The 19043-nt window shown below is 64.8% G+C and carries 18 protein-coding genes and 2 pseudogenes; 9 read left to right on the top strand and 11 right to left on the bottom strand.

Translation table 11 applies throughout. From position 1 onward, the window contains the following. Positions 1-349 precede the first annotated feature (349 nt). From ligD to AC0L16_RS10835, 6 genes and pseudogenes are all read left to right on the top strand, one after another. Entirely contained in the window at positions 350-1342 is a 993-nt protein-coding gene (gene ligD, locus AC0L16_RS10860; protein ID WP_473620665.1) for a non-homologous end-joining DNA ligase, read from the top strand. Between the two features lie 488 nt (positions 1343-1830). Beyond that, positions 1831-2583, top strand: coding sequence for an acetoacetate decarboxylase (locus AC0L16_RS10855; protein ID WP_473498275.1), 753 nt, complete (start codon positions 1831-1833; stop codon positions 2581-2583). Positions 2584-2769: 186 nt separating this feature from the next. After that, positions 2770-3468, top strand: coding sequence for a CoA transferase subunit A (locus AC0L16_RS10850; RefSeq protein WP_473498273.1), 699 nt, complete (start codon positions 2770-2772; stop codon positions 3466-3468). A 13-nt stretch (positions 3469-3481) separates the two neighbouring features. Further along, complete coding sequence (locus tag AC0L16_RS10845) at positions 3482-4111, top strand: 3-oxoacid CoA-transferase subunit B (protein WP_473498271.1); 630 nt, start codon at positions 3482-3484, stop codon at positions 4109-4111. Between the two features lie 37 nt (positions 4112-4148). Then, positions 4149-4278, top strand: a pseudogene (locus AC0L16_RS10840) (DNA-binding response regulator); the annotation flags it as partial. 136 nt (positions 4279-4414) lie between these two features. Further along, positions 4415-4657, top strand: a complete 243-nt coding sequence (locus tag AC0L16_RS10835; protein WP_473498270.1) for an NAD(P)H-dependent oxidoreductase — start codon at positions 4415-4417, stop codon at positions 4655-4657. 186 nt (positions 4658-4843) lie between these two features. Here AC0L16_RS10835 and AC0L16_RS10830 read toward each other — a convergent pair. The 11 genes and pseudogenes from AC0L16_RS10830 to AC0L16_RS10780 form a co-directional block, all read right to left on the bottom strand. Then, a pseudogene (locus tag AC0L16_RS10830) lies at positions 4844-4969 on the bottom strand (IS5/IS1182 family transposase); the annotation flags it as partial. Positions 4970-5066: 97 nt separating this feature from the next. After that, a complete protein-coding gene (gene fni, locus AC0L16_RS10825) occupies positions 5067-6116 on the bottom strand; it encodes a type 2 isopentenyl-diphosphate Delta-isomerase (RefSeq protein WP_473498268.1) in 1050 nt (349 codons plus the stop codon). A 100-nt stretch (positions 6117-6216) separates the two neighbouring features. Then, positions 6217-7104 (bottom strand): terpene synthase family protein, encoded by an 888-nt coding sequence (locus tag AC0L16_RS10820; protein WP_473498266.1) that lies wholly within the window; start codon positions 7102-7104, stop codon positions 6217-6219. Next, a complete protein-coding gene (locus AC0L16_RS10815) occupies positions 7101-8651 on the bottom strand; it encodes a hypothetical protein (protein ID WP_473498264.1) in 1551 nt (516 codons plus the stop codon). Before AC0L16_RS10815 ends, AC0L16_RS10820 begins: the two co-directional genes overlap by 4 nt. 304 nt (positions 8652-8955) lie before the next feature. Continuing rightward, positions 8956-9954, bottom strand: a complete 999-nt coding sequence (locus AC0L16_RS10810) for a polyprenyl synthetase family protein (protein WP_473498283.1) — start codon at positions 9952-9954, stop codon at positions 8956-8958. Between the two features lie 151 nt (positions 9955-10105). Continuing rightward, positions 10106-11449 (bottom strand): cytochrome P450, encoded by a 1344-nt coding sequence (locus AC0L16_RS10805; protein ID WP_473498262.1) that lies wholly within the window; start codon positions 11447-11449, stop codon positions 10106-10108. Then, complete coding sequence (locus AC0L16_RS10800; RefSeq protein WP_473620663.1) at positions 11449-12288, bottom strand: SDR family oxidoreductase; 840 nt, start codon at positions 12286-12288, stop codon at positions 11449-11451. Before AC0L16_RS10800 ends, AC0L16_RS10805 begins: the two co-directional genes overlap by 1 nt. Further along, on the bottom strand, positions 12275-12583 hold the full coding sequence (locus AC0L16_RS10795; protein ID WP_473620694.1) for a ferredoxin: 309 nt from the start codon (positions 12581-12583) through the stop codon (positions 12275-12277). Before AC0L16_RS10795 ends, AC0L16_RS10800 begins: the two co-directional genes overlap by 14 nt. 1 nt (position 12584) lies before the next feature. Beyond that, positions 12585-13874, bottom strand: coding sequence for a cytochrome P450 (locus tag AC0L16_RS10790; RefSeq protein WP_473620662.1), 1290 nt, complete (start codon positions 13872-13874; stop codon positions 12585-12587). A gap of 94 nt (positions 13875-13968) precedes the next feature. After that, positions 13969-15171 (bottom strand): cytochrome P450, encoded by a 1203-nt coding sequence (locus tag AC0L16_RS10785; protein WP_473525044.1) that lies wholly within the window; start codon positions 15169-15171, stop codon positions 13969-13971. 9 nt (positions 15172-15180) lie between these two features. Next, entirely contained in the window at positions 15181-16314 is a 1134-nt protein-coding gene (locus tag AC0L16_RS10780) for a cytochrome P450 family protein (RefSeq protein WP_473620661.1), read from the bottom strand. Between the two features lie 745 nt (positions 16315-17059). Here AC0L16_RS10780 and AC0L16_RS10775 point away from each other — a divergent pair. The 3 genes from AC0L16_RS10775 to AC0L16_RS10765 all read left to right on the top strand — a co-directional run bounded on the left by AC0L16_RS10775 (position 17060) and on the right by AC0L16_RS10765 (position 18676). Further along, positions 17060-17488 (top strand): antitoxin Xre-like helix-turn-helix domain-containing protein, encoded by a 429-nt coding sequence (locus tag AC0L16_RS10775; RefSeq protein ID WP_473620659.1) that lies wholly within the window; start codon positions 17060-17062, stop codon positions 17486-17488. Between the two features lie 544 nt (positions 17489-18032). After that, the gene (locus AC0L16_RS10770; RefSeq protein ID WP_473620658.1) at positions 18033-18407 is read left to right on the top strand and encodes a hypothetical protein; all 375 of its coding nucleotides are present in this window, start codon (positions 18033-18035) and stop codon (positions 18405-18407) included. Next, positions 18320-18676: a TolC family protein gene (locus AC0L16_RS10765; RefSeq protein WP_473620693.1), complete on the top strand. Its 357-nt coding sequence runs from the start codon at positions 18320-18322 to the stop codon at positions 18674-18676. Before AC0L16_RS10770 ends, AC0L16_RS10765 begins: the two co-directional genes overlap by 88 nt. The last annotated feature ends 367 nt before the right edge of the window (positions 18677-19043 follow it).

Genomic DNA, 19043 nt, shown 5'->3' with positions numbered 1-19043 from the left:
TCGCAATTGCGAAGGCGTTTCCTGGGTAAAACCATCGACATTGTCTCGAAAGATCCACCCAACAGCTGGCGGCTTTAGAGATTAATGGTGTTGGTCATTTTGCGCTCCTTTGTGTTGTTGCAAGGAGGCAGAATACTATGCCGAGCGAGCGCGGCCGTTCTTATCAAAAATCCCGTGGTTCAGGCAGCTTAATCGGCATAGTTGCCGGCTCGGGATAAGATCCCTACGAGCATCGGCAGCATCAAGGTGAAGAGCCGCGATTTCCGATAGAAGCTGCAACTGATGTACCGTCATCATGTGGTAGTCTGGCCCGCATGGCGACGCTTCATCTGAATTGGCGTGGAAGACGGTGAATCCGGCAAAGCCGAATAGAACGCATCCGCCGAAATGGATCGAGCCTCAACTGACGCGCCTGGTCAACGAAGCGCCCGACGGCCCCGGTTGGCTTCACGAAATCAAGTACGACGGATACCGCATGCACGCGCGGATCGACGGCAGCGACATCCGCTTGCTCACCCGCACCGGCCTCGATTGGTCGCATCGCTATCAAGCGACGATAGCGGCCCTCCGCGCGCTCCCGGTGAAAGAGGCATATCTCGACGGGGAGCTGTGCGCCGTTCGGGCAGACGGCGTCACCTCCTTCAGCCGTCTGCAGGCCGCTATGGATGAGGGCCGCACGGGCGATCTTGCCTTCTTTGCTTTCGATCTTCTGTTCCTGAACGGAGAAAGCATTGCGAAGCTGCCGCTCATCGACCGCAAGGCGCGACTGGAAGGCCTGTTTTCGACCGACATGCCCGGCCTGCGCTTCAGCGATCACGTGATCGGCGACGGGCCTGCGTTCCGCAAGCACGCCTGCCGGCTTGCACTCGAGGGCGCTATCTCAAAGCGGATCGACAGCGCCTATGCATCCGGCAATCGCGGCCTATGGGTCAAGTCAAAGTGTCTCAACAGAGAGGAATTCATCGTCGTCGGCTGGACCGATCCGACTGGAAGCCGGCCACATATCGGCTCGCTGCTCCTAGGCTACTACACCGATGATGGTCGTCTGTTGTACGCGGGCCGCGTCGGCACGGGCATCACGGTTGCAGAGCTCAAGCGATTGGCTCGCCGGCTTGGGCCACTTCAGACAGCTCGAATGCCCCTCGACGTCGCGCCGCCGCGCGAGAGCCGGTTTGGCTCGCCGCTTGAGCTGTCGCGCGTGCATTGGGTCAGGCCTGAAGTGGTGGTCGAGGTCACCTATCTCACCTGGACGGAAGACAATCGCCTGCGCCAGGTCTCGTATCAGGGTGAGCGGCAGGACAAGCCGGCCCGGCAGGTGGTGCGTTCCCTGCCCCATCCCTGATCAACTCGGGCGCCGTTTTGTTTCAAGTCACCCGACTTGCACTACCTGCAGTGTGCCGGGGGGGCAATGGCCTTGATCAGCGACTCCCTACTGGTGACTCCGCACCGCCGGTGAATGCTTGTTTGCGTCGAACCTGTTTGTAATTCGCTCAACTGGCATTGATGCGCCCCCGTGGAACGGGATAAATCTGGACAGGAATGGTGCCCAGAGGTGCTCGAGCCGGTCGGTGCTTATTTCGAAGCCTCGGTAAACTCGCGCATATACACAAGCCATGGGCGATGCCTGTGTCGCCGATGGCGCAATGGCAGGATGCTTACAAAAAAGGACATATCAAGACCTAATAGCTGAGCGGCCGTTGTAGCAAACCTGAAAAGATATCAATTAATCAAGGTATTACCGGCGTGGCATTCTCCTTGCGAGGTTCATGCAGATCTTAGCAGTGAAGCGTCCTTATCCGGGATGCAGCGCTCACCGGGGAGGTACAAGCCTTGAAATCCAAAGATGTGCGTGCCCAAGCCTATTCCATGCCGCTGACAAGCCCCGCCTACCCGACGGGGCCATATCGCTTCGTGGACCGCGAGTACCTTATCATCACCTACCGGACGGACCCCGACCGGCTACGCGCCCTAGTCCCTCAGCCACTCGAATTCGATGACCCCTTGGTAAAGTTTGAGTTCATTCGAATGCCCGACTCTGCGGGTTTCGGGAGCTATATTGAGTCCGGCCAGGTCATTCCCGTTAGATTTAACGACGTGATCGGCGGCTATTCGCATGCCATGTATTTGGACGACGGACCGCCAATTTTGGGTGGCCGTGAGTTGTGGGGATTCCCGAAGAAATATGCACATCCTGCGTTAGAGGTCTATGGAGACACACTGGTCGGCACCCTCGACTACGGCCCGGTCCGGATCGCAACAGGCACCATGGGCTTTAAACATTGGGCGCTCGACCACAGCGAGGTGCTGGCCTCGCTGTGTCAGCCGACATTCCTCCTGAAGATTATTCCGCATGTCGATGGCAGCCTGCGCGTCTGCGAGTTGGTACGCCTTAAGATGGAGGACGTGACATTGAAGGGCGCATGGGGTGCTCCCGCAGGCTTGGACTTACGGTCGCATGCACTCGCGCCGATTGCAGAACTGCCGGTTCTGGAGGTCGTTTCAGCCGCCCATTTCATCGCGGATCTGACACTCGGCCTCGGGACAGTTGTTCACGACTATCTGGCGGAGCCGCAGGCGGCGTGAACCCGAAGTCAAGGTGATCAGAAAACGACCAGCATGTAGGTCGGGCAACAAAGAAAGTGGCTCTCACGAAGCAGCATCAAGCCGTTGCGGAAAGTTTTCCATGTGCCCTTCGCGGACGGGTTGGCCGTGCGACGACTGTTGCGATGACGGTGAGCCCACCTGGTAAAGCTGGATCGGAGTGATGACGTGCAAAAAGTATTTAGCAGCCCTGCTTCGGCACTTGAAGGGCTTTTGTTCGATGGAATGTGCATAGCGGCTGGCGGCTTTGGCCTTTGTGGTATTCCCGAGCTTTTGATCAGCGCTGTTATGCAAGCTGGTACCAAGGACCTTACGATAGCCTCGAACAACTGCGGCATCGACGACTTCGGGCTTGGTGTCCTGTTGAGGAGGAGGCAAGTCAAGAAGATGATCTCGTCTTATGTCGGCGAGAACGCCGAGCTTATGCGCCAGTATCTGAGCGAAGAGCTGGAGCTTGAGTTCAACCCGCAGGGAACGCTCGCCGAACGAATGCGTGCCGGTGGTGCCGGTATCGCAGGGTTCTACACGAAGACAGGTGTCGGCACGGTTGTAGCCGACGGCAAGGAGCATAAGACCTTCAAAGGCGAAACGTATGTGCTCGAGACCGCCATCGTCGCGGATCTCTCGATAGTCAAGGCCTGGAAGGCTGACACGTCCGGCAATCTCGTATTCCGCAAGACAACTCGCAACTTCAATCCTCCGGCGGCGACCTGCGGCAACATCTGCGTCGCGGAGGTCGAGGAGATCGTTCCTGTTGGCGGCCTCGATCCCGATCAGATCCACCTGCCGGGGATCTACGTGCATCGCTTGGTCCAGGGCGAGCATGAGAAACGGATCGAACAACGCACGACGCGTGCGGCGGCTTGAGGGGAGAGAAAAAATGGCCTGGGACAGAAACCAAATGGCGGCGCGGGCTGCACGAGAACTTGAAGACGGCACCTACGTCAATCTCGGCATCGGCATTCCCACGTTGGTCGCCAATTACATTCCGGACGGCATCCATGTAACGCTGCAGTCGGAGAACGGCCTGCTTGGTATTGGTCCATTCCCGACCGAGGAGGAGATCGACGCCGATCTTATCAATGCCGGCAAACAAACGGTGACCGCACTGCCAGATTCCGCCTTCTTCGACTCGGCGCAGAGCTTTGCAATGATCCGCGGCGGCAAGATCGCCATGGCTATCCTCGGCGCCATGGAAGTAGCCGAGAACGGTGACTTAGCGAATTGGATGATCCCCGGAAAGCTGGTGAAGGGCATGGGTGGAGCAATGGATCTGGTCGCCGGGGTCAAGCGCGTCGTCGTGGTCATGGACCACACCAACAAGCCGGGGAACTCCAAAGTGTTGAAGGCGTGCACTCTGCCACTGACCGGCAAATCGGTTGTCAACAGAATCATCACGAACCTTGGCGTTTTAGATGTCGTTGAAGGAGGCCTGAGGCTGGTGGAGGTGGCCAATGGCGTAACCGAAAGCGAACTGCGCAACGCAACGGAGGCGACGATCGTCAACTGATCGGCGGTCCCAGAAGGCACGTTCAAGCCCACAAAACCGAAAATGGCGCCACGGCGGGCTTCGATATTCCGATGTTCATCCTCTCCTGCCGCACCGACGAGGCTGGTATCGTCTCGGGCCTCGAACTCGGCGCCGACGATTATGTCACCGAGCCGGTCGGTACGAACTAGCTCGTCGCGCGAATCTGCGTGCGCTTTGAAGCTTGCCCCGTTGCCACGCGGCTAACAGCCCGTCTTTCCCAGGGACGTCGGTTCTCGGAATATCGGGCGGCGTAAACACACGCCACCCCGCACCACCGCGGTGGTGAACGCGCTTGTCAAGGCGGTCGCGTTGCGCGTGCCGGCGGACACCGGTCCGATCGAGATTACCGAGGCGACACCCTCGCTTTTCGCCGGGCTATCCCGCGACGCACTCGGTGCATCCGGAGAAGGGATCATCCAGCGCGTCGAGAAGGCCGATCTGCTCGTGGTCGGAACGCCTGTCTATCGAGCATCCTACACCGGTGCCTCAAACACCTGTTCGATGTCGTCGATTATCGTGCGCTGACGGGCAAGACCGTGCTGCTCGCGGCGACCTGTGGCACCCCCATACCATGGCCTGGTGCTCGAACATCAACTCCGGCAACCCTATCTGCAATCAATTCCGGCACCGCCTGGTTGGTACTCAATAACGAGCTTCAATGGCCTGAACCTGTCGAAGTCCTACGGAGAGTTTCTGTCATTCCTCGCGTCTGTCTAGCCGCACCAGCGCTTCATTGACCATCAGCCGGATCGGGCGCAGTGGATGATCGGCTGGAACGAAATCCTCCAACCGCTTCATCGTGAACAGCTGCTCCATGAACACATCGCTCCCGCGCATCGAACCGCTTCGCCAAGGTGGATCAGTAGTCTATGTTTGGCGTAGGCATTTCAGCAGCCGGCTAGGCGCCCGCCGCCACGTGCGGGCCACGCCGGCATCAACCGGCGGGCAGATGCGCCGAGGGCAACAAGCGCGCCTGACGCAACGCCGCCAGATCAGCCGAGCCGGTGCAGAAGCAGGCGACGGCCAACTGGCGGATGACGATCTCGAAATGCGCGACAACCGCCTCGGTGGACACCGTCGCCGCGTGCAGCACGCCGGCCGCCTGCCCGGCGATGTCCGCGCCCAGGCGGATGGCCTTGGCCACGTCGACGCCGTCGCGGATCCCGCCCGACGCGATCAGCTTCACCGTTGGCAGCGCCCGACGTACCGCCTGCACGCTGTCCGGGGTCGGAATCCCCCAATCGGCGAACGCCATCGCCACTGCACGGTCGGCGGCATCGCGGGCGCGCTCGCCCTCCACCGCGGCCCAACTGGTGCCGCCGGCGCCGGCGACATCGATCACCGCTACGCCCGCCTCGACGAGCGCACAGGCCACCGAGGCGGACAGGCCCGCCCCCACTTCCTTGGCTACAATCGGCACGCCCAGGCTGCGCGCGGCGCGAGCGACCTGCGCCAGGACGCCGCGCCAGTCGCGGTCGCCCTCCGGCTGTACCGCTTCCTGCAGCGGATTGAGATGAACGATGAGTCCATCGGCCTCCAGCGCATCCACCGCCCGGTGCGCCAGGTCCAGGCCGTCGGCCTCGCGCAGTTGCGCGCCGCCGATATTGGCCAGCAACGGGATGTCTGGAGCCAGGCGGCGCAGCGCGCGCGTCAGCCCCTGGGAGTTGCGGGATTGCAGGCTCACGCGCTGCGAACCAACGCACATGGCGATCCCCAAGGCTTGCGCTGCCTCGCTCAGATGCCGGTTGACGGCCGCGGCGCGTGGCATGCCGCCGGTCATGGAGCTGATCAGCAGCGGCGCGCGCATGGTCTTGCCCAGCAGCGAGGCCCGCAGGTCGATCTGCGTCAGGTCCAACTCGGGCAATGCGCAGTGTTCGAAACGGATGTATTCCCAGCCGGCGGCGACCGTGGCCGGCGCCGTTCGCCGATCCAGTACGATGTCCAGATGGTCGTCCTTGCGCCGGCTCAGGGCGGTGTCGCTCATGCTCGCTCCATCTGTCGCATCGGGCGACGGCGTTGCGTCGGATCGGACCGACGGCCGCGCGCGCACGCAGCCGCCTCCCGCGCGTTCAGGCCGGCGCACGCTAGCCTCGCCCCGCAGCGTCCCTGCGGTAGCGGCTGGTCGAGGTCTGATAGTACTGCGCGCGGATGGCCGCCATGGCCTCGATCAACAGTCCCCACGGCGCGGGAAAGCGTTCTTCCCCCATCACCCGGTGCAGCATGCGCGTATGGCCGGCCAGCTCCTCGTTGAGGAACTCCACCACAGGCATAGCCGGATAGCGCTGCAGCAGCAGGATCGCCGCGTTGTCGGCCTCGCCGGCCGACCTGTCCTCGTCGCGTCCATGCAGATCGTTCTGCAGGCGCCCTATCGCGGAGATGAGCCGCAGGGCCTGGCGAAACGCCGGACGCGCGCGCAACGCCGCCATGTCCAGGCCCCACAGCAACGACAGGCAACAGAACACGTTCGTGTAGGCGATCGAATCGATGCCGTTGTGCAGGTACTCGGCGTAGGACCAGCGTTCCGCCCCTGCCGCCTGCGCGTGTCCGGCGCGCAGCGCCGCGCAGTAGCACCGGGTATCTTCGAGAAGCCGAGCATAGTCGCGACGATCGTAGGCGAGCGCGGCCAGCGAAGCGCGCAGCACAGCGCAGCCCTCGAACCCGGGGAGCGCGCACGGCACGCCCTGCGCCAGCGCCTGCTCCACCGCGGCGAGCTGCTCCGGCGCGATCAGGCCAAGGTCGTTGCAATCGTCGAGCCAGAACAGCAGCGCCAGTTCGCGATAGAACGCCACGATCAGCGTTTCGTCCTGTGGATCGCGGCCGGTGCGGGCGCTGGTGTCACGCAGGCTCGGGTGGATGCGCTGCAGGATGTACTGGCCGCCCCTGACCGCTTCCACCGCATGCTCGTCGGCGAACCCGCTCAGGGAACGCCCCCACTCCAGCACCTGCTGCAGCGCGCGTTCGGTCTGGATCATGGCGCCGCTCCTGCTCCCTGGGCCAGGACGCGCCGCCCCCAACCAAGCGCCAGCCACAACCCGGCGAGTTCGGCCACGCGCACGACCCGGGTGGGGCAATACAGTTCCTTGCCGATCCACAGCGGCGTCTGCGGCAATGTATGCGCCGCATGGCGGGCGAGCATCCACTCCAGCGCACGCGCCACCGCCTGCGCGATGCGCCGGCGCCCTGCCGGCTCTTCGGTCCCGTCCATCACGTGCAACGCGAACAGCGCATAGGCGGTTTCCTCGAATGTGGACGCGCGACCGGCGCCCCAGCCGCCGTCGTCGCGCTGCGCCTGCAGCAGCGCCGCCAGCGCGCGCTCGTCGCGCCACTGGGGCTTGCCTTGCGCCAGCGCAGCGACCGCATGCGCGGTGGGATACAGCCAAGAAACGTGCCATTTTTCGTTGTCCCACAAACCGTGCGGGTTGCGATTGGCCTCGACGTAGGCGCTGGTCCGGGCGGCGGGGTTTCCCAACAGTCGCAACGCATGCAGGGCATGGATGTTGGTCGACACCGAGGCATTGCGCTCGCCGGGGAAGGTGACGAAGAGCTCGTCGATTTCGAAATGACGCAACGCATCGACCGCCGGGTCGCGGCCTGCAAGGCGCAGGACGCACAACGCAACGGCGGTGTCGTCCGCATCGGCCGCGAAGTGCAAGGCCGGGCCCAGACCGCGCACGTCCAGGTGGGCGTCGAGCTGCGCGACGATCACGCGCACCGCCTCGGCGAGCGCGGGATGCGCGAACAGCCCGGCCAGATGCAGGGTGTACAGCGACCAGCATGGCTCGAACACATTAATCGGCCAGACGTTGGGAACGACACCTTCGATGCCGCTACGCGTCGCACGCGATGCCGCCTGCAGATACGCGTCGGCGCGCCCGACCTGCGACATGCTCCCCCGTGTCACGGCGTGCGCACGCCACGCGGCGGTGGCCGCCGGACTGATGCCGATGCTGCCGTCGTCATCCGGGCATGCGGTGGTCGGCGACGTCCCCCAGGCTTCCCAGGAGTGCAGCAACGGATGGCCGCTTGGCAAGGTCGCCACCGCCCCTAGCTTGACCAGGCACGCTTGCCGCAATGGCAACAGCGCCGGGTGGCGCGGAAACGCCACGCCGCCGAGCAAGGATGCGGCCTCGACGCACAACTGCGGCAGGATCAGCTCCGCGCCGATCGGCGCGTCTTCCGGCACCGCTTGCGCGTAGGGATCGGGCTGGCGCTCGAGGAACCGGGTTGCAGCCTGGACTGCGTCGGCAGCGCCGGGAAGAGGATCGGCACGCTGCAATGCGATCAACGCCGCCCACGTGGGCGCATGGCGGAACAGCGGGAAGTCCGCGCTTCCCCATCCGCCATCGGCCTGTTGCTGCGCGAGGAGCCACGCGTATGCGTCCTGCCGACCGGTGACGGTGCCGTGGAACTGCAGAGCTCGCGCCGTGTCGTAGACGGACGGACCGACGCTGCCGCCGTCGCTCATCTCGCTCAGCAGGTGGCGCAATTCGTAAAGGATCTGTTCGGACAGCGCGTTCACGCGGGATGTTCCTTCTGCAGACGGTCGACGAGAACCAGGACAAGCAGAGGCCGCGCTCGTCGCCACAGGCCGGTTGCGGCCCGGCGCACGGCAGCGCCGGACGGCCGCCCTGCTCCGGCGCGGCGACGCGCCCCGATGCCGGCGCCGGTCCGCCGCATAGGCTTGCGCGCAGGCGCCGCGTGCGCCGCGGCCGTGCTGGGCAACCGCTGCGATCGGCGCCGCCGCCTCGGAACACAGTGCAGCATGCACCGCTGCCGCCAGCCGATCGCAGCGGCACAGGGCGGCTCCATGCGGACGGGCGCGCTCATGCGCAGGGCGCGTGCTTGAACAGATACGCGTTGGCCCGCTGCAGCATCTGCGCCAATCGTTCCGCACGCGGCCCCAGCGGGGCGATGGCCTCCCCGGCGTCGCGCAACAGATCCAGCGCGAACTGGCGCGCTGCCTGCAGCCCCATGATCGACGCGCAGGTCGGCTTCTGCGCCGCCGCGTCCTTGCCGGCGGTCTTGCCCAGCGTCGCGGTATCGACTGTCGCGTCGAGAATGTCGTCGACCACCTGCAGCGCCAGGCCGAAACAGGCGCTGTAGCGATCGAGCGCACAGTACAGCGCAGCGTGCGCGGCATCCTCCGAGATGGCGCCTAGCGCGCCCATGCGAACGGACGCGCGCACTAGCGCTCCGCTCTTCATCCGGTGCATCGCCACGATCCTGTCCAGCTCGACGTGCTTTCCGACCAGCGACAGATCCATGGCCTGCCCGCCTGCGGCACCCTCGGCGGACACCGCCTGCGCCAGTTCGCGCACGAGCGCGATACGGTTGTGGCCCGGCGCATCCAGGCTCGCCAGGGTCAGGAAGGCGTGCGCCTGCAGCGCATCGCCGACCAGGATCGCAGTGGCTTCGCCGAACTTGACGTGCACGGTCGGAAGGCCGCGGCGAAGCACGTCATCGTCCATCGCGGGCAGGTCGTCGTGGACCAGGGTACAGGCGTGCATCATCTCGATGGCGGCGCCGACGTCGTCGAGCATGTGCGCCGGCGTGTCGGCCAGTGCGCCGGCAGCCAGACAGAGCAAGGCGCGGGTGCGCTTCCCGCCATGCAAGGTGGCATAGCGCATCGCCGTCATCAGCTCGGTCTCACCGTCGTCTTCGGCGCAGAGAAGACGCGCCAGCGCCTGTTCGACCCGCTTTGCACCGTCCTGCATCCAGATCTCCGGCAGCAGCCTGCCGGACGCGCCGCGCGCCTGCGCGCCCAATCCGCCGAGCGAGGAAACGCCAGTTCGGTCGTCGTGTAGCGTGGAACCGGTCTGCATGTCGTTCATGTCCTTGTACCTGACAGGAGACCGCCACGGCGAGCGGCGAGCCGCCGCGGTGTTGCTGGCGTCGCACCGAGCGAGCGCGCCGAGTGCAGCAATGCCGCGCGTCGGCGCCGCTGCCTCGCCACACGGGGCGTGCGATGCCAGCTCATGAGAATCCGATGCGGATTGTCATGGACGGATGTGCGGTCGGGTAATAGCGCCGGCCTTTTTCGACGCCGCTCAGCAACCGCGGCCGCACCCCGGCCTTGTGCATGGTCAGCGCCAAGGCGATGGAGAACTGCACCAGTTCCAGCCATACCAGGTGGTAGCCGATGCAGACGTGTGGCCCGGTACCGAACTGCAGCATGTCCACCGGCCGAATCGGCTCCGTGCGTTGCAGCCACCGCGCCAGGCGGAACTGATCAGGCGCCTCGTGCAGCAGCGCCGAGGTCGAGAAATGCAGCAGCGGGATGCACAGATGGGTGCCGGCGGGAATGCGCCGTTGGCCGAGTTGCAATTCCTGCAGCGCGCGACGCGGCAGGAGCGTAGTCGCCGGATGCACGCGCAGCGTCTCGCGGAACAGCGCCTCGGCGACCGGACACTGCGCCAGGTCCGCGTGTCGGGTCGGCACCGCGCCCACGCGTTGCGCCTCCTCGACCAGGGCGTCCCACAGCACAGGCTGCCGCGCCAGCTCGATCACCATCCAGGCCATCGTCGAGGCGGTGGTGTCGTGACCGCCAAGCAGCAGCAGGCGGATATTGGCGACCAGGACGTCATCGGAGAGCGCATCATCGCTGCGATCGAAGGCGCTCACCATGTCGTTGATCAACCCCGTTCGCGCGGCATGCGCGCGCGCGTCGCGGACGAACTGGTGCAACTGCACGTCGATCCAGTCGCGGGCGGCGCGGCCGCGCCGCAAGGGCAGTCCGGGCAGGTCGATCGGGGGCGCGACGATCAACTGCAGCAGTTGCCGGTACTTGCGATGCCATCCCGGCAGGTCGTTCGCGGGGATTCCCATGAGGCTGAAGATGAGCTTGAGCGTCAGATCGCCGGTTTCGCGCAGGATGGTTACGTCGCCGCGGTCGCGCCACGCCTGAACCCGCGCCAGGATGATGGGCGCGAACAGGTCGCCGATGCCGGCCTGGGTCAGCCCCTTGGGCAGGAACGCCGCCTTGATCGCATCGCGCGCCTGCCGGTGCGCGACGCCGTCCTGGGCGACCAACGTTCCGCCAAGCAATTCGGGCGCGATCTCTTCGATCAGCGCCGAGGACACGTCCTTGTGCCGGAGTAGTGCGAACGCGTCTGGATCCACGCAGGTCATCAGGTGTCCGGCAGGGCCGAAATCAAGCCAGAAGTGGCTGCCCAGCGTCCGTTCCGCGCGCCGCAGCAGGCGCGGCAGGTCGCAGACGATGGCGGGAAGATGCCCGACCAGAGGGAAAGCGCCGGGCACGACCGGGATGTCGTACCGCAGCCGGTGCCGACGGTTCAGCGGGTTGAGCAGCATGTCCATCAGCAGCGCGGTGCCGCGGCCGCTTCGGCACCGGCAGGCCGCGCGGTGCGGCTGTTGCCACCGTCGGCGTAGGTCGGCACATGCGCGAGCATGCCGCCGTCAATGCACACGACCTGGCCGGTGATGAACGCAGCATCGTCGGAGAGCAGGAACGCCACCAGCGCGGCCACGTCCTCGGGGCGGCCGACGCGCGGCAGGAGCTGGTGCCGGCGCAGATGCCGTTGCATGCACTCGTCCAGCTTGGCGAGGAGACGCTCGGTCATGATGAGACCCGGCGCAACCGCGTTGCAGCGGATCTGCGCGTGACCGTACTGGGTGGCGAGCGAGGCCGACAGCATGTTCATCGCCGCCTTCGACGCGGCGTAGGACGTCTGCGCGGTGTCACCGCTGAGCCCCTGGCACGACGACATGTTGACGATGGCGCCACCGCCGCGGGCGATCATCCGTGGGATCGCCTGCCGGCAGCAGAGCAGCGTGCCGCGCAGATTGGTCGCCATGGTCTGATCCCAGACCGCCAGGTCCAGGTCGAGGATCGCCCTGTCGCGCGGGGTCAGATGCATGGCGCTCGCGTTGTTCACCAGCAGGTCGACCCCACCGAAGTGCCGCTCCGCCGTCTCGAACAGCGCTGCCACCGCCTGCGCATCGGAGATGTCCATGGCCAGTGCCAGCGCGTGGCGCGCTTCGGCCGCGATCTGCACGGTGCAGGCGATGGCCGCCGAGCCATCAATGTCGGCCACCACCACTCTGCCGCCCTCGCGCGCGATGGCGAGGGCGCATGCCTTGCCAATGCCGGCGCCGGCGCCGGTCACAACGGCCACCTTGCCTTCAAACCGTCCCATCGTGTCCTCCTGGATTGCGGTGGTCTTCCGCGGCAAGCCGCTCGGCCTCCGCCGGAAAAGGCGTAGGGTCGGCGCTGGCGCGCTCGTCATCGCCAGCGTCGGTTTCAATGACCCGAATGGCGGCGACCGGGCACTGGCTGGCCGCGAGCCGCACGGCGGCGTGCAGCGCCTGCGGGACCGTCGCCACACACACTTCGGCCACGCCGTCCGGTTCGCGCTGGCGAAAGGTGCCCGGCAGCGTCAGCACGCACTGCCCGGTGGTTCCGCACAGATCCTGGTCGACCACGACGCGCATCTCAGCCCCCCTGCGCATGCAGCCGCACCGGCAGCGCGCGGAACGTCCTAAGGAACGCGGAGGGCTCCCGGGTCGGCTGCTCGGCCAATGCCAGCGTTGGGAAGCGCGCGTGGATCCGCGGCAGGCTCTCGGCCAACTGCACCCGGGCCAGTTGCGCACCGAGGCAGAAGTGGATGCCGTGGCCGAAGCTCAGCATGATCTTCCCGTCGCTCGACATGCCAGGACTGGTGCCGTAGAACCGCGCGGGATCGAAGCGGTCGGGATCCGCGAAGGCGTCCGGGTCGCGATTGCCGGCCGCGATCAGCACGCGCACGTCCGCGTTCTTCGGAATCACCACGCCGCCCAGTTCAATGTCGCGCTGGGCGATACGCGGAATGGAGCTGAACATGGCGGGCGCATCCCAGCGCAGGACTTCTTCCACGAATGCCTTCACCCCCACGGCGTCCCCCTGCAGCCAGTGTCGCTGTTCGGGATACGCCAGCATCGCCAGGACCGCATGGTCGATGCTCGCAGCAGTGGTGGCGAAGCCGCCCAGCAGCATGCCCCACAGCATGCTGATCAACTCCGCATCCGACAGCGTGTCGGTATCGTCGTCGTGTGCGCCGACCAGCATCGACACGATGTCGTGGCGGGGATCGGTGCGCCTGCGCTGTATGAGGTCGCCGAAGTAGGCCTGCACCTTGGCGCTGGCCTCGTCCGAGGCGGCGAGCTGGGGATCGCTGGCGTGCGGACTCAGGCCTTCCAGAATGGTGCCGATGCCGGCGGCGAGCCCGAACACGTCGTCCTGGGGCATGCCGAACAGTTCGGCGAAGACCAGCATGGGCAAGGCCAGCGCGAATTCCCGATGCAGGTCCACCGCCTCCCCGCGCTCCAGCGCGGGCGCCATGCCGTCCAGGCGCGCTGCGACGATGCGCGCGATGCTCGGCCGCAGGTCGTCGATCTGGCGCATGGTGAAATCGCGCGAGATCAGCCGGCGCAGACGCGTATGCGTCGGGGGGTCCTTCATCGCTAGCGTGGATGCCAGCAGATTGAGTGACAGGCTGGTCGCCGCACGCGGGAAATAGCGCGCCAGTTCGCCCGGCGCCGGTCCCCGAAACGCATCGCCCGTGGCCTTGAGCGCCCAGTAAATGTCGACGTGGCGGCTCAACAGAAAGAGGCCCGACGCCGCGCGATGCACCGGATCGTGCTCGCGCAACCACCGCATGAACGGATACGGGTCGTGGATGCACGCTGGCGACGCCAGTTCGGCGAAGGCGTCCCGGCATGCTGCTGTGGTTTCTTGCACGTCCATCCTGGTTACCTGTTGGCTGCCTGATCAGACCGGCGCGCGCCAGGCGCGCCGGCAAATTGCGGAGAAGATCGCGATCCCCGGCGGCGTCCGCGCATCACCAGAGCACCGGGAACTCGTCGAACCCGCCCGTGATGATCTCCTTGCGCAACTTCAGTTCTTCGGGCGCCACGGCCAGGCGTAGCGCGGGAAAGCGCCGGAAGATCGAACCGAACACCACCTTGAGTTCCAGCCGGGCCAGCGCCGCCCCGACGCAGTTGTGCGGCCCGTAGGAGAACGCCAGGTGCGGGTTTTCGTCGCGTCCGATGTCGAAGATTTCCGGGTCGTCGAAATGGCGCGGATCGAACGACGTCGCCGGCAGGCCTACAAGCACCTTGCTCTCCGCGGGAATATGCACGCCCGCGATGGTCACGTCGATCCTCGGATAGCGCATGACGCCGTCCCAGCCCGCGCCCGGCGGGTACATGCGCAGGATTTCCTCCACCGCCTTGTCCACCAGGGACGGATCGCCGACCAGACGTTTGCGCTGTTGCGGATGGCGGAAAATGGCCAGCAGGCCGAATTCGATCTGCGCGACAGTGCTCTCGTGCCCCGCCACCAGTATGCCCGCCGCCAGGCCGATCGCCTCTTCCTCGGTTGCCTTGCCTTGGTCGACCGCTGCGAGCAGATCCGTCAGCAGGTTGTCGCCCGGATCCTGGCGCTTGTCCCGCATCTTGCCGCGAATGTAGGCGCGCAGTTCTTCCCAGGCCAGGCGCGACGCGGTGCGCGGGCCGCTTTCATGCTGGTGTGTCATCACCTTGTCGGACAGCCCGGCGAAAAAGGCGTGATCCTCGTAGAGCACGCCCATCAGCGCGCTGGTGACCATGGCTGGAAGCGGAAAGGAGAGGTGGCGCCGCAGGTCGGCGGGCTGGGGCTGGGCCGCCAGCGTCTCGAACAACTGCGCGGCGATCGCCTCGACCTGCTGCGCGAGCAGCTTCACCCTGCGGTTGCTGAAAGCCGGCGCCACGATCGTGCGTAACCGGGCATGCTCGCCCCCCTCGTGCGAGACCAGCCACCCCGGCGAACCGAGAATCACCGAATCCGGGGTGAATGCCGCCGGCGGCATTCCCGCGGGCCGGAATGCCGCGTCGGACAGTACCGCCTTGGCCTCGTCGTAGCCTGTCACCCACCAGCCTTCGTGCCCGGACGGGAACCGCACGCGGTGGATCGGACCATTGGCGCATAGCGCCAACATCTCGGGCGAGGGCTCGATGTGATCGACGCGCCACATCGGCAGCTTCGGCAGGGGTTGTTCGGACATGGTGGCACTTCACTCTCTAAGCGATGGACGGGCGGAAGGTGACCGGCAGACGCTGCGGGCAGCGAATGACGTAAGACGGCATGTAGACGACGTCCTCCGCGGCGATGGTAAGCGCCAGATCCTCCAGCCGCCCGAACAGCGCGGGGAAGGCGCAGCGCAATTCCAGGCGCGCCAGCTCAGCGACCAGGCAGGAATGCGGCCCCTCGCCGAACGAGAGGTGCGGGTTGTGCCGCCGGGTGACATCGAACCTGTCGGCGCCGGGACCGAAGGCCTTTCGTCCCGGTTCGCCGCATGGAACGCCATCAGGACGGCGTCGCCGCCGCGGACCATGCATCCGTCGATCTCCACGTCCTGGGTGGCATAGCGGAACGGCAGATTGGCCACTGCGCTGCCCCAGCGCAGGATCTCCTCGATCGCCTGTGACCACGGAACTTGGCCGCTGCGCACCAGGTGCAGTTGCTGCGGATGCGTCAGCAATGCCAGCACGCCATTGTCGATGACGCCGGTGGTGGTCACGAAGCCCGCAGAGAGCACCATGAACAGCATGTCGATGAGCTCGCTGTCGGAAACGAGCTCGCCGTTGTCGCGCGCGACGATCAGGGCCGAAGCCAGATCGTCGCCGAGCTGGCCCCGCTTGAGCGCGATCAGGCGACGGAAGAACTCCGGGATGCGCTGCCGCGTCTGTCGCACCTCTGCGGCTGTGGCGGAGGTGTTGGCCCGGCTGTAGGTGAGCGCGACGATCTCCTCGCGCTGTTCGTCCGGCAAACCGAACAGTTCGGCGATCACGTTGGTGGGCAGCGGAACGGCGAACTCGCACATCAGATCGGCACTGCCGCCGCGCTGCGCCATCTCGGCCAGGAGTCGATCGACGCATTGTTCGATCCGTGGCGCCAGCAAGGCGATACGATTGGGCGCGAAGCTCCTGGACAGCAGGCCGCGCAAGCGCCGGTGATCGGCGCCATGCGCCGTGACCATGTTGTCCACTTTGCACATCCCGATCAGCGGATGATCCTCGGGAAACTCGCCGTCCTGCAGCGCCCGCCACTGTCGCCAGTCCCTGTTGAAACGCTGGTCGGAAAACATCCGCCTGAGCGTCTGGGGACGGCCTGCCGCCCAGGTCACCACATTGCCTGGCAGCGACACTCGCGCCATCCCCCCTGCTGCAGAATCGCAGCAGACAGACTATTAAGTTGCGTGGGAGCGACCGACACACCGATCACATCGCAATGATCGTTTTCTACGCGCATGCAAACAACTCCATAAAGAACCATTATGTAATAAAGCTACAAAATCATTGCAGCTTCGCGCGAATGCGTAGCGTCTCATCCCTCAACAAGCACCAGAAAAATTGGATTTCGACTAACCCTCTTGATCTTGCCGGGTTCGGGCGCCCTAATTAATTGAATAACAAACCCCAAAATTCAAGTGAAAAGAATGTTAATTTTATTTGTTACTGAGATTTCTAAAATTACATATTTCCGCAATATATTTCACAATTCTGGCACGTCATCCGATTCCTCTCACGGCGTATCAGAACCGCACTCGGCAGGGCTTCGGGCCCGAGAGCCGCAATACGCGAGGGCCGCGTCTTGTCGCAACAGCCCTTAACGCCTTCGGCGGCGAAGCGCTCTGCCAACGCCATATGCAGCTCTTGGACTTGCCGGTCTGCCGGATCATGTCGAGGGTGCCGACGTCATCGTCGGTCCAGTCGGTTCGGAGCAGCCTCAAGAACATGGAGACTTCTGTCATCAGACATAGGCGCAGAGATAGAAATTGACGCCGTAAGCTCCCCCGGCTCCTTCAGTGTCATCATCTCTCGCCCATCATCTCATGCCACGCCAGGATCGAAGTCCGGATTCAACTCGGATGCAATCGAATGGAGAGCGATATGCTAGCGCTCGGATATGTCGCCGACGTGTTGGGGCTGCCCGTCAAAGAGGTGGCGGCGCGGTCGCCTTTCGGGCTGATCTCCCTGATCGAGGATGGACTTCCCATTGGCGCACTTGAGCGCGTTGCGCGTCTTCTGGCGCCTGGCGATGCTCAGTTCAAATATCGGCTGATCCCCAAGGCGATCTATGAGCGGCGCAAGGCGGTACATCGCCTCTCGTCGGACGAGGGCACACGATTGGCCCGCGTCGCGCGCGTCCCGGCGGGAGCGCGCCATTTGGTCAGCGTCGACCAGTTGGACAGACGCCGGCGTACGGTGTTCGGCGCGTGCGGTCCATCGACACGAAACAGTTTGGCCGACCTCAACGCCGCGGTCTCGTCTTCCGACCGTGCGAAACGTCGATCTCACGCTTTGCGATCCCACAGGTGATGGGCGATGAAGATGTACCTCCGGCATCGGCCGGCAGGGATGAGCCCGCCGCAGCCAGAGATCATGGTTCGAGGTAACCGAGATCTGAGGCGAGGGCGCGCAGGGAATTCTCGCCGATGCCTTCTTTGGCGAGATGGCGCAGTGTGGCGCTATCGTCGCGGTGAGGATTTTCGCTCGATAATCGCGCCGGTCGAATGGCAGCACCGAATCCAGCGCATCGAGCGCCTCCGCACGGCGGAGTTTTTGGTCTGGTACGGTCTTGGCAGGCGCGCATCCACCGACGGCTTGCCTCGCGCTATTCCTTGCCGATGGGCGCCAGGCGCGCCAAGAAACTCCTCATGTGAACGATGCCGCCGCCGGCGCGGCAGCCCAGCCGGTAAACCGGTCCTCCGAGCTGCTGCGCCTCGGTAGCGGAATCGCGAGACCCCAGGACCGCTCGAAGAGATGGTCGACGCTGTTGGGGCGGTAGTCGGGATCAACTAAGGGCCGGCCAGAGCTCGATCTCGCGGCCGAGAGAGCCTCGCAGCGCGAGACGATCCGGGCAATGGAGATGGCCGCAACCTCCGGCTTTAAGTCGAGCGCCGGCCTTGCGTTGGGCCGGGCGAGTGCTGCTACCTCGGCCTCGGCACGGGCCGCCCAGCGTGCCGAATGCGAGATTCTCGTCAAGTCGCTCGCCCGCCTTATCGGCGGTGATGAGCCTCACGTCCGCGATATTCTGGCGATGGGCAAGCACGGGTTACCCACGCCGAGGACCCTCAAGCTATCCGCTGTGCCTGCCGACGCCTTACGGCAGCGCCCCGACATCGACGCCCTTGAGTTCGACGTCGCTGCATCGCTCGCCGAGATCGGCGGGCAAAAGCCGATCTCTATCCGAGCCTCAGCCTCGGCGGCTCGGTCAAGATCGACAGTTCATCGCTGATGGGAACCTCTCTGCCCTGGTCCTTCGGCCCGGCCGTCTCGATCCCGCTTTTTGACGGTGGCTCGCGCCGGGCGGCAGTGGGCAGCGCGGCAGCCGCATATAAGGTGGCGGTGGCCGCCTACAAATCAGCTGTGCTGGACGCGGTCGCCGAAGTCGAGACCGCACTCGTGCGGATCAACAGAACGCGACGCGACGCCAGTGTCGCGGCGCGCAACCACCGCGCCTACTTCAAAGCCGTGCATTCGAACTGGAAGCCAGATGCAGCGTGATGAAGTCTTATGGCGAACGCGCGTGGCGGGCGCCTTTGGCTCGACGTTTTGTGGGAGGGCAAAAACTTACGGTGACGGCAAGCAGTCGGCAATCTCGCCGAATGCCATCAGAGCGTGTGCAAAAGATCCATAGCCTGGATGTATGGCATTCAACTAATCAATTTTACGAATTAGCGGGCATGCTCCATTAGAAGAACAACAATTGACTGAAAGCAAGTACGCCGACACCTGCTGCCGGAAACTTTCTTACTTATGTTATGGGCGAGTGCGGCAGATCGGCCGAATTCGATCCAGCGGATGATTCTAGAAGGGCACCATTTTCACATCGATGGTGCGAGGCCTCAGTTCATCCAATTAAACCGGGAAT

It is taken from the genome of Mesorhizobium sp. WSM4848, assembly GCF_055811375.1.
This window is presented reverse-complemented; position numbering and strand designations above follow the sequence as displayed.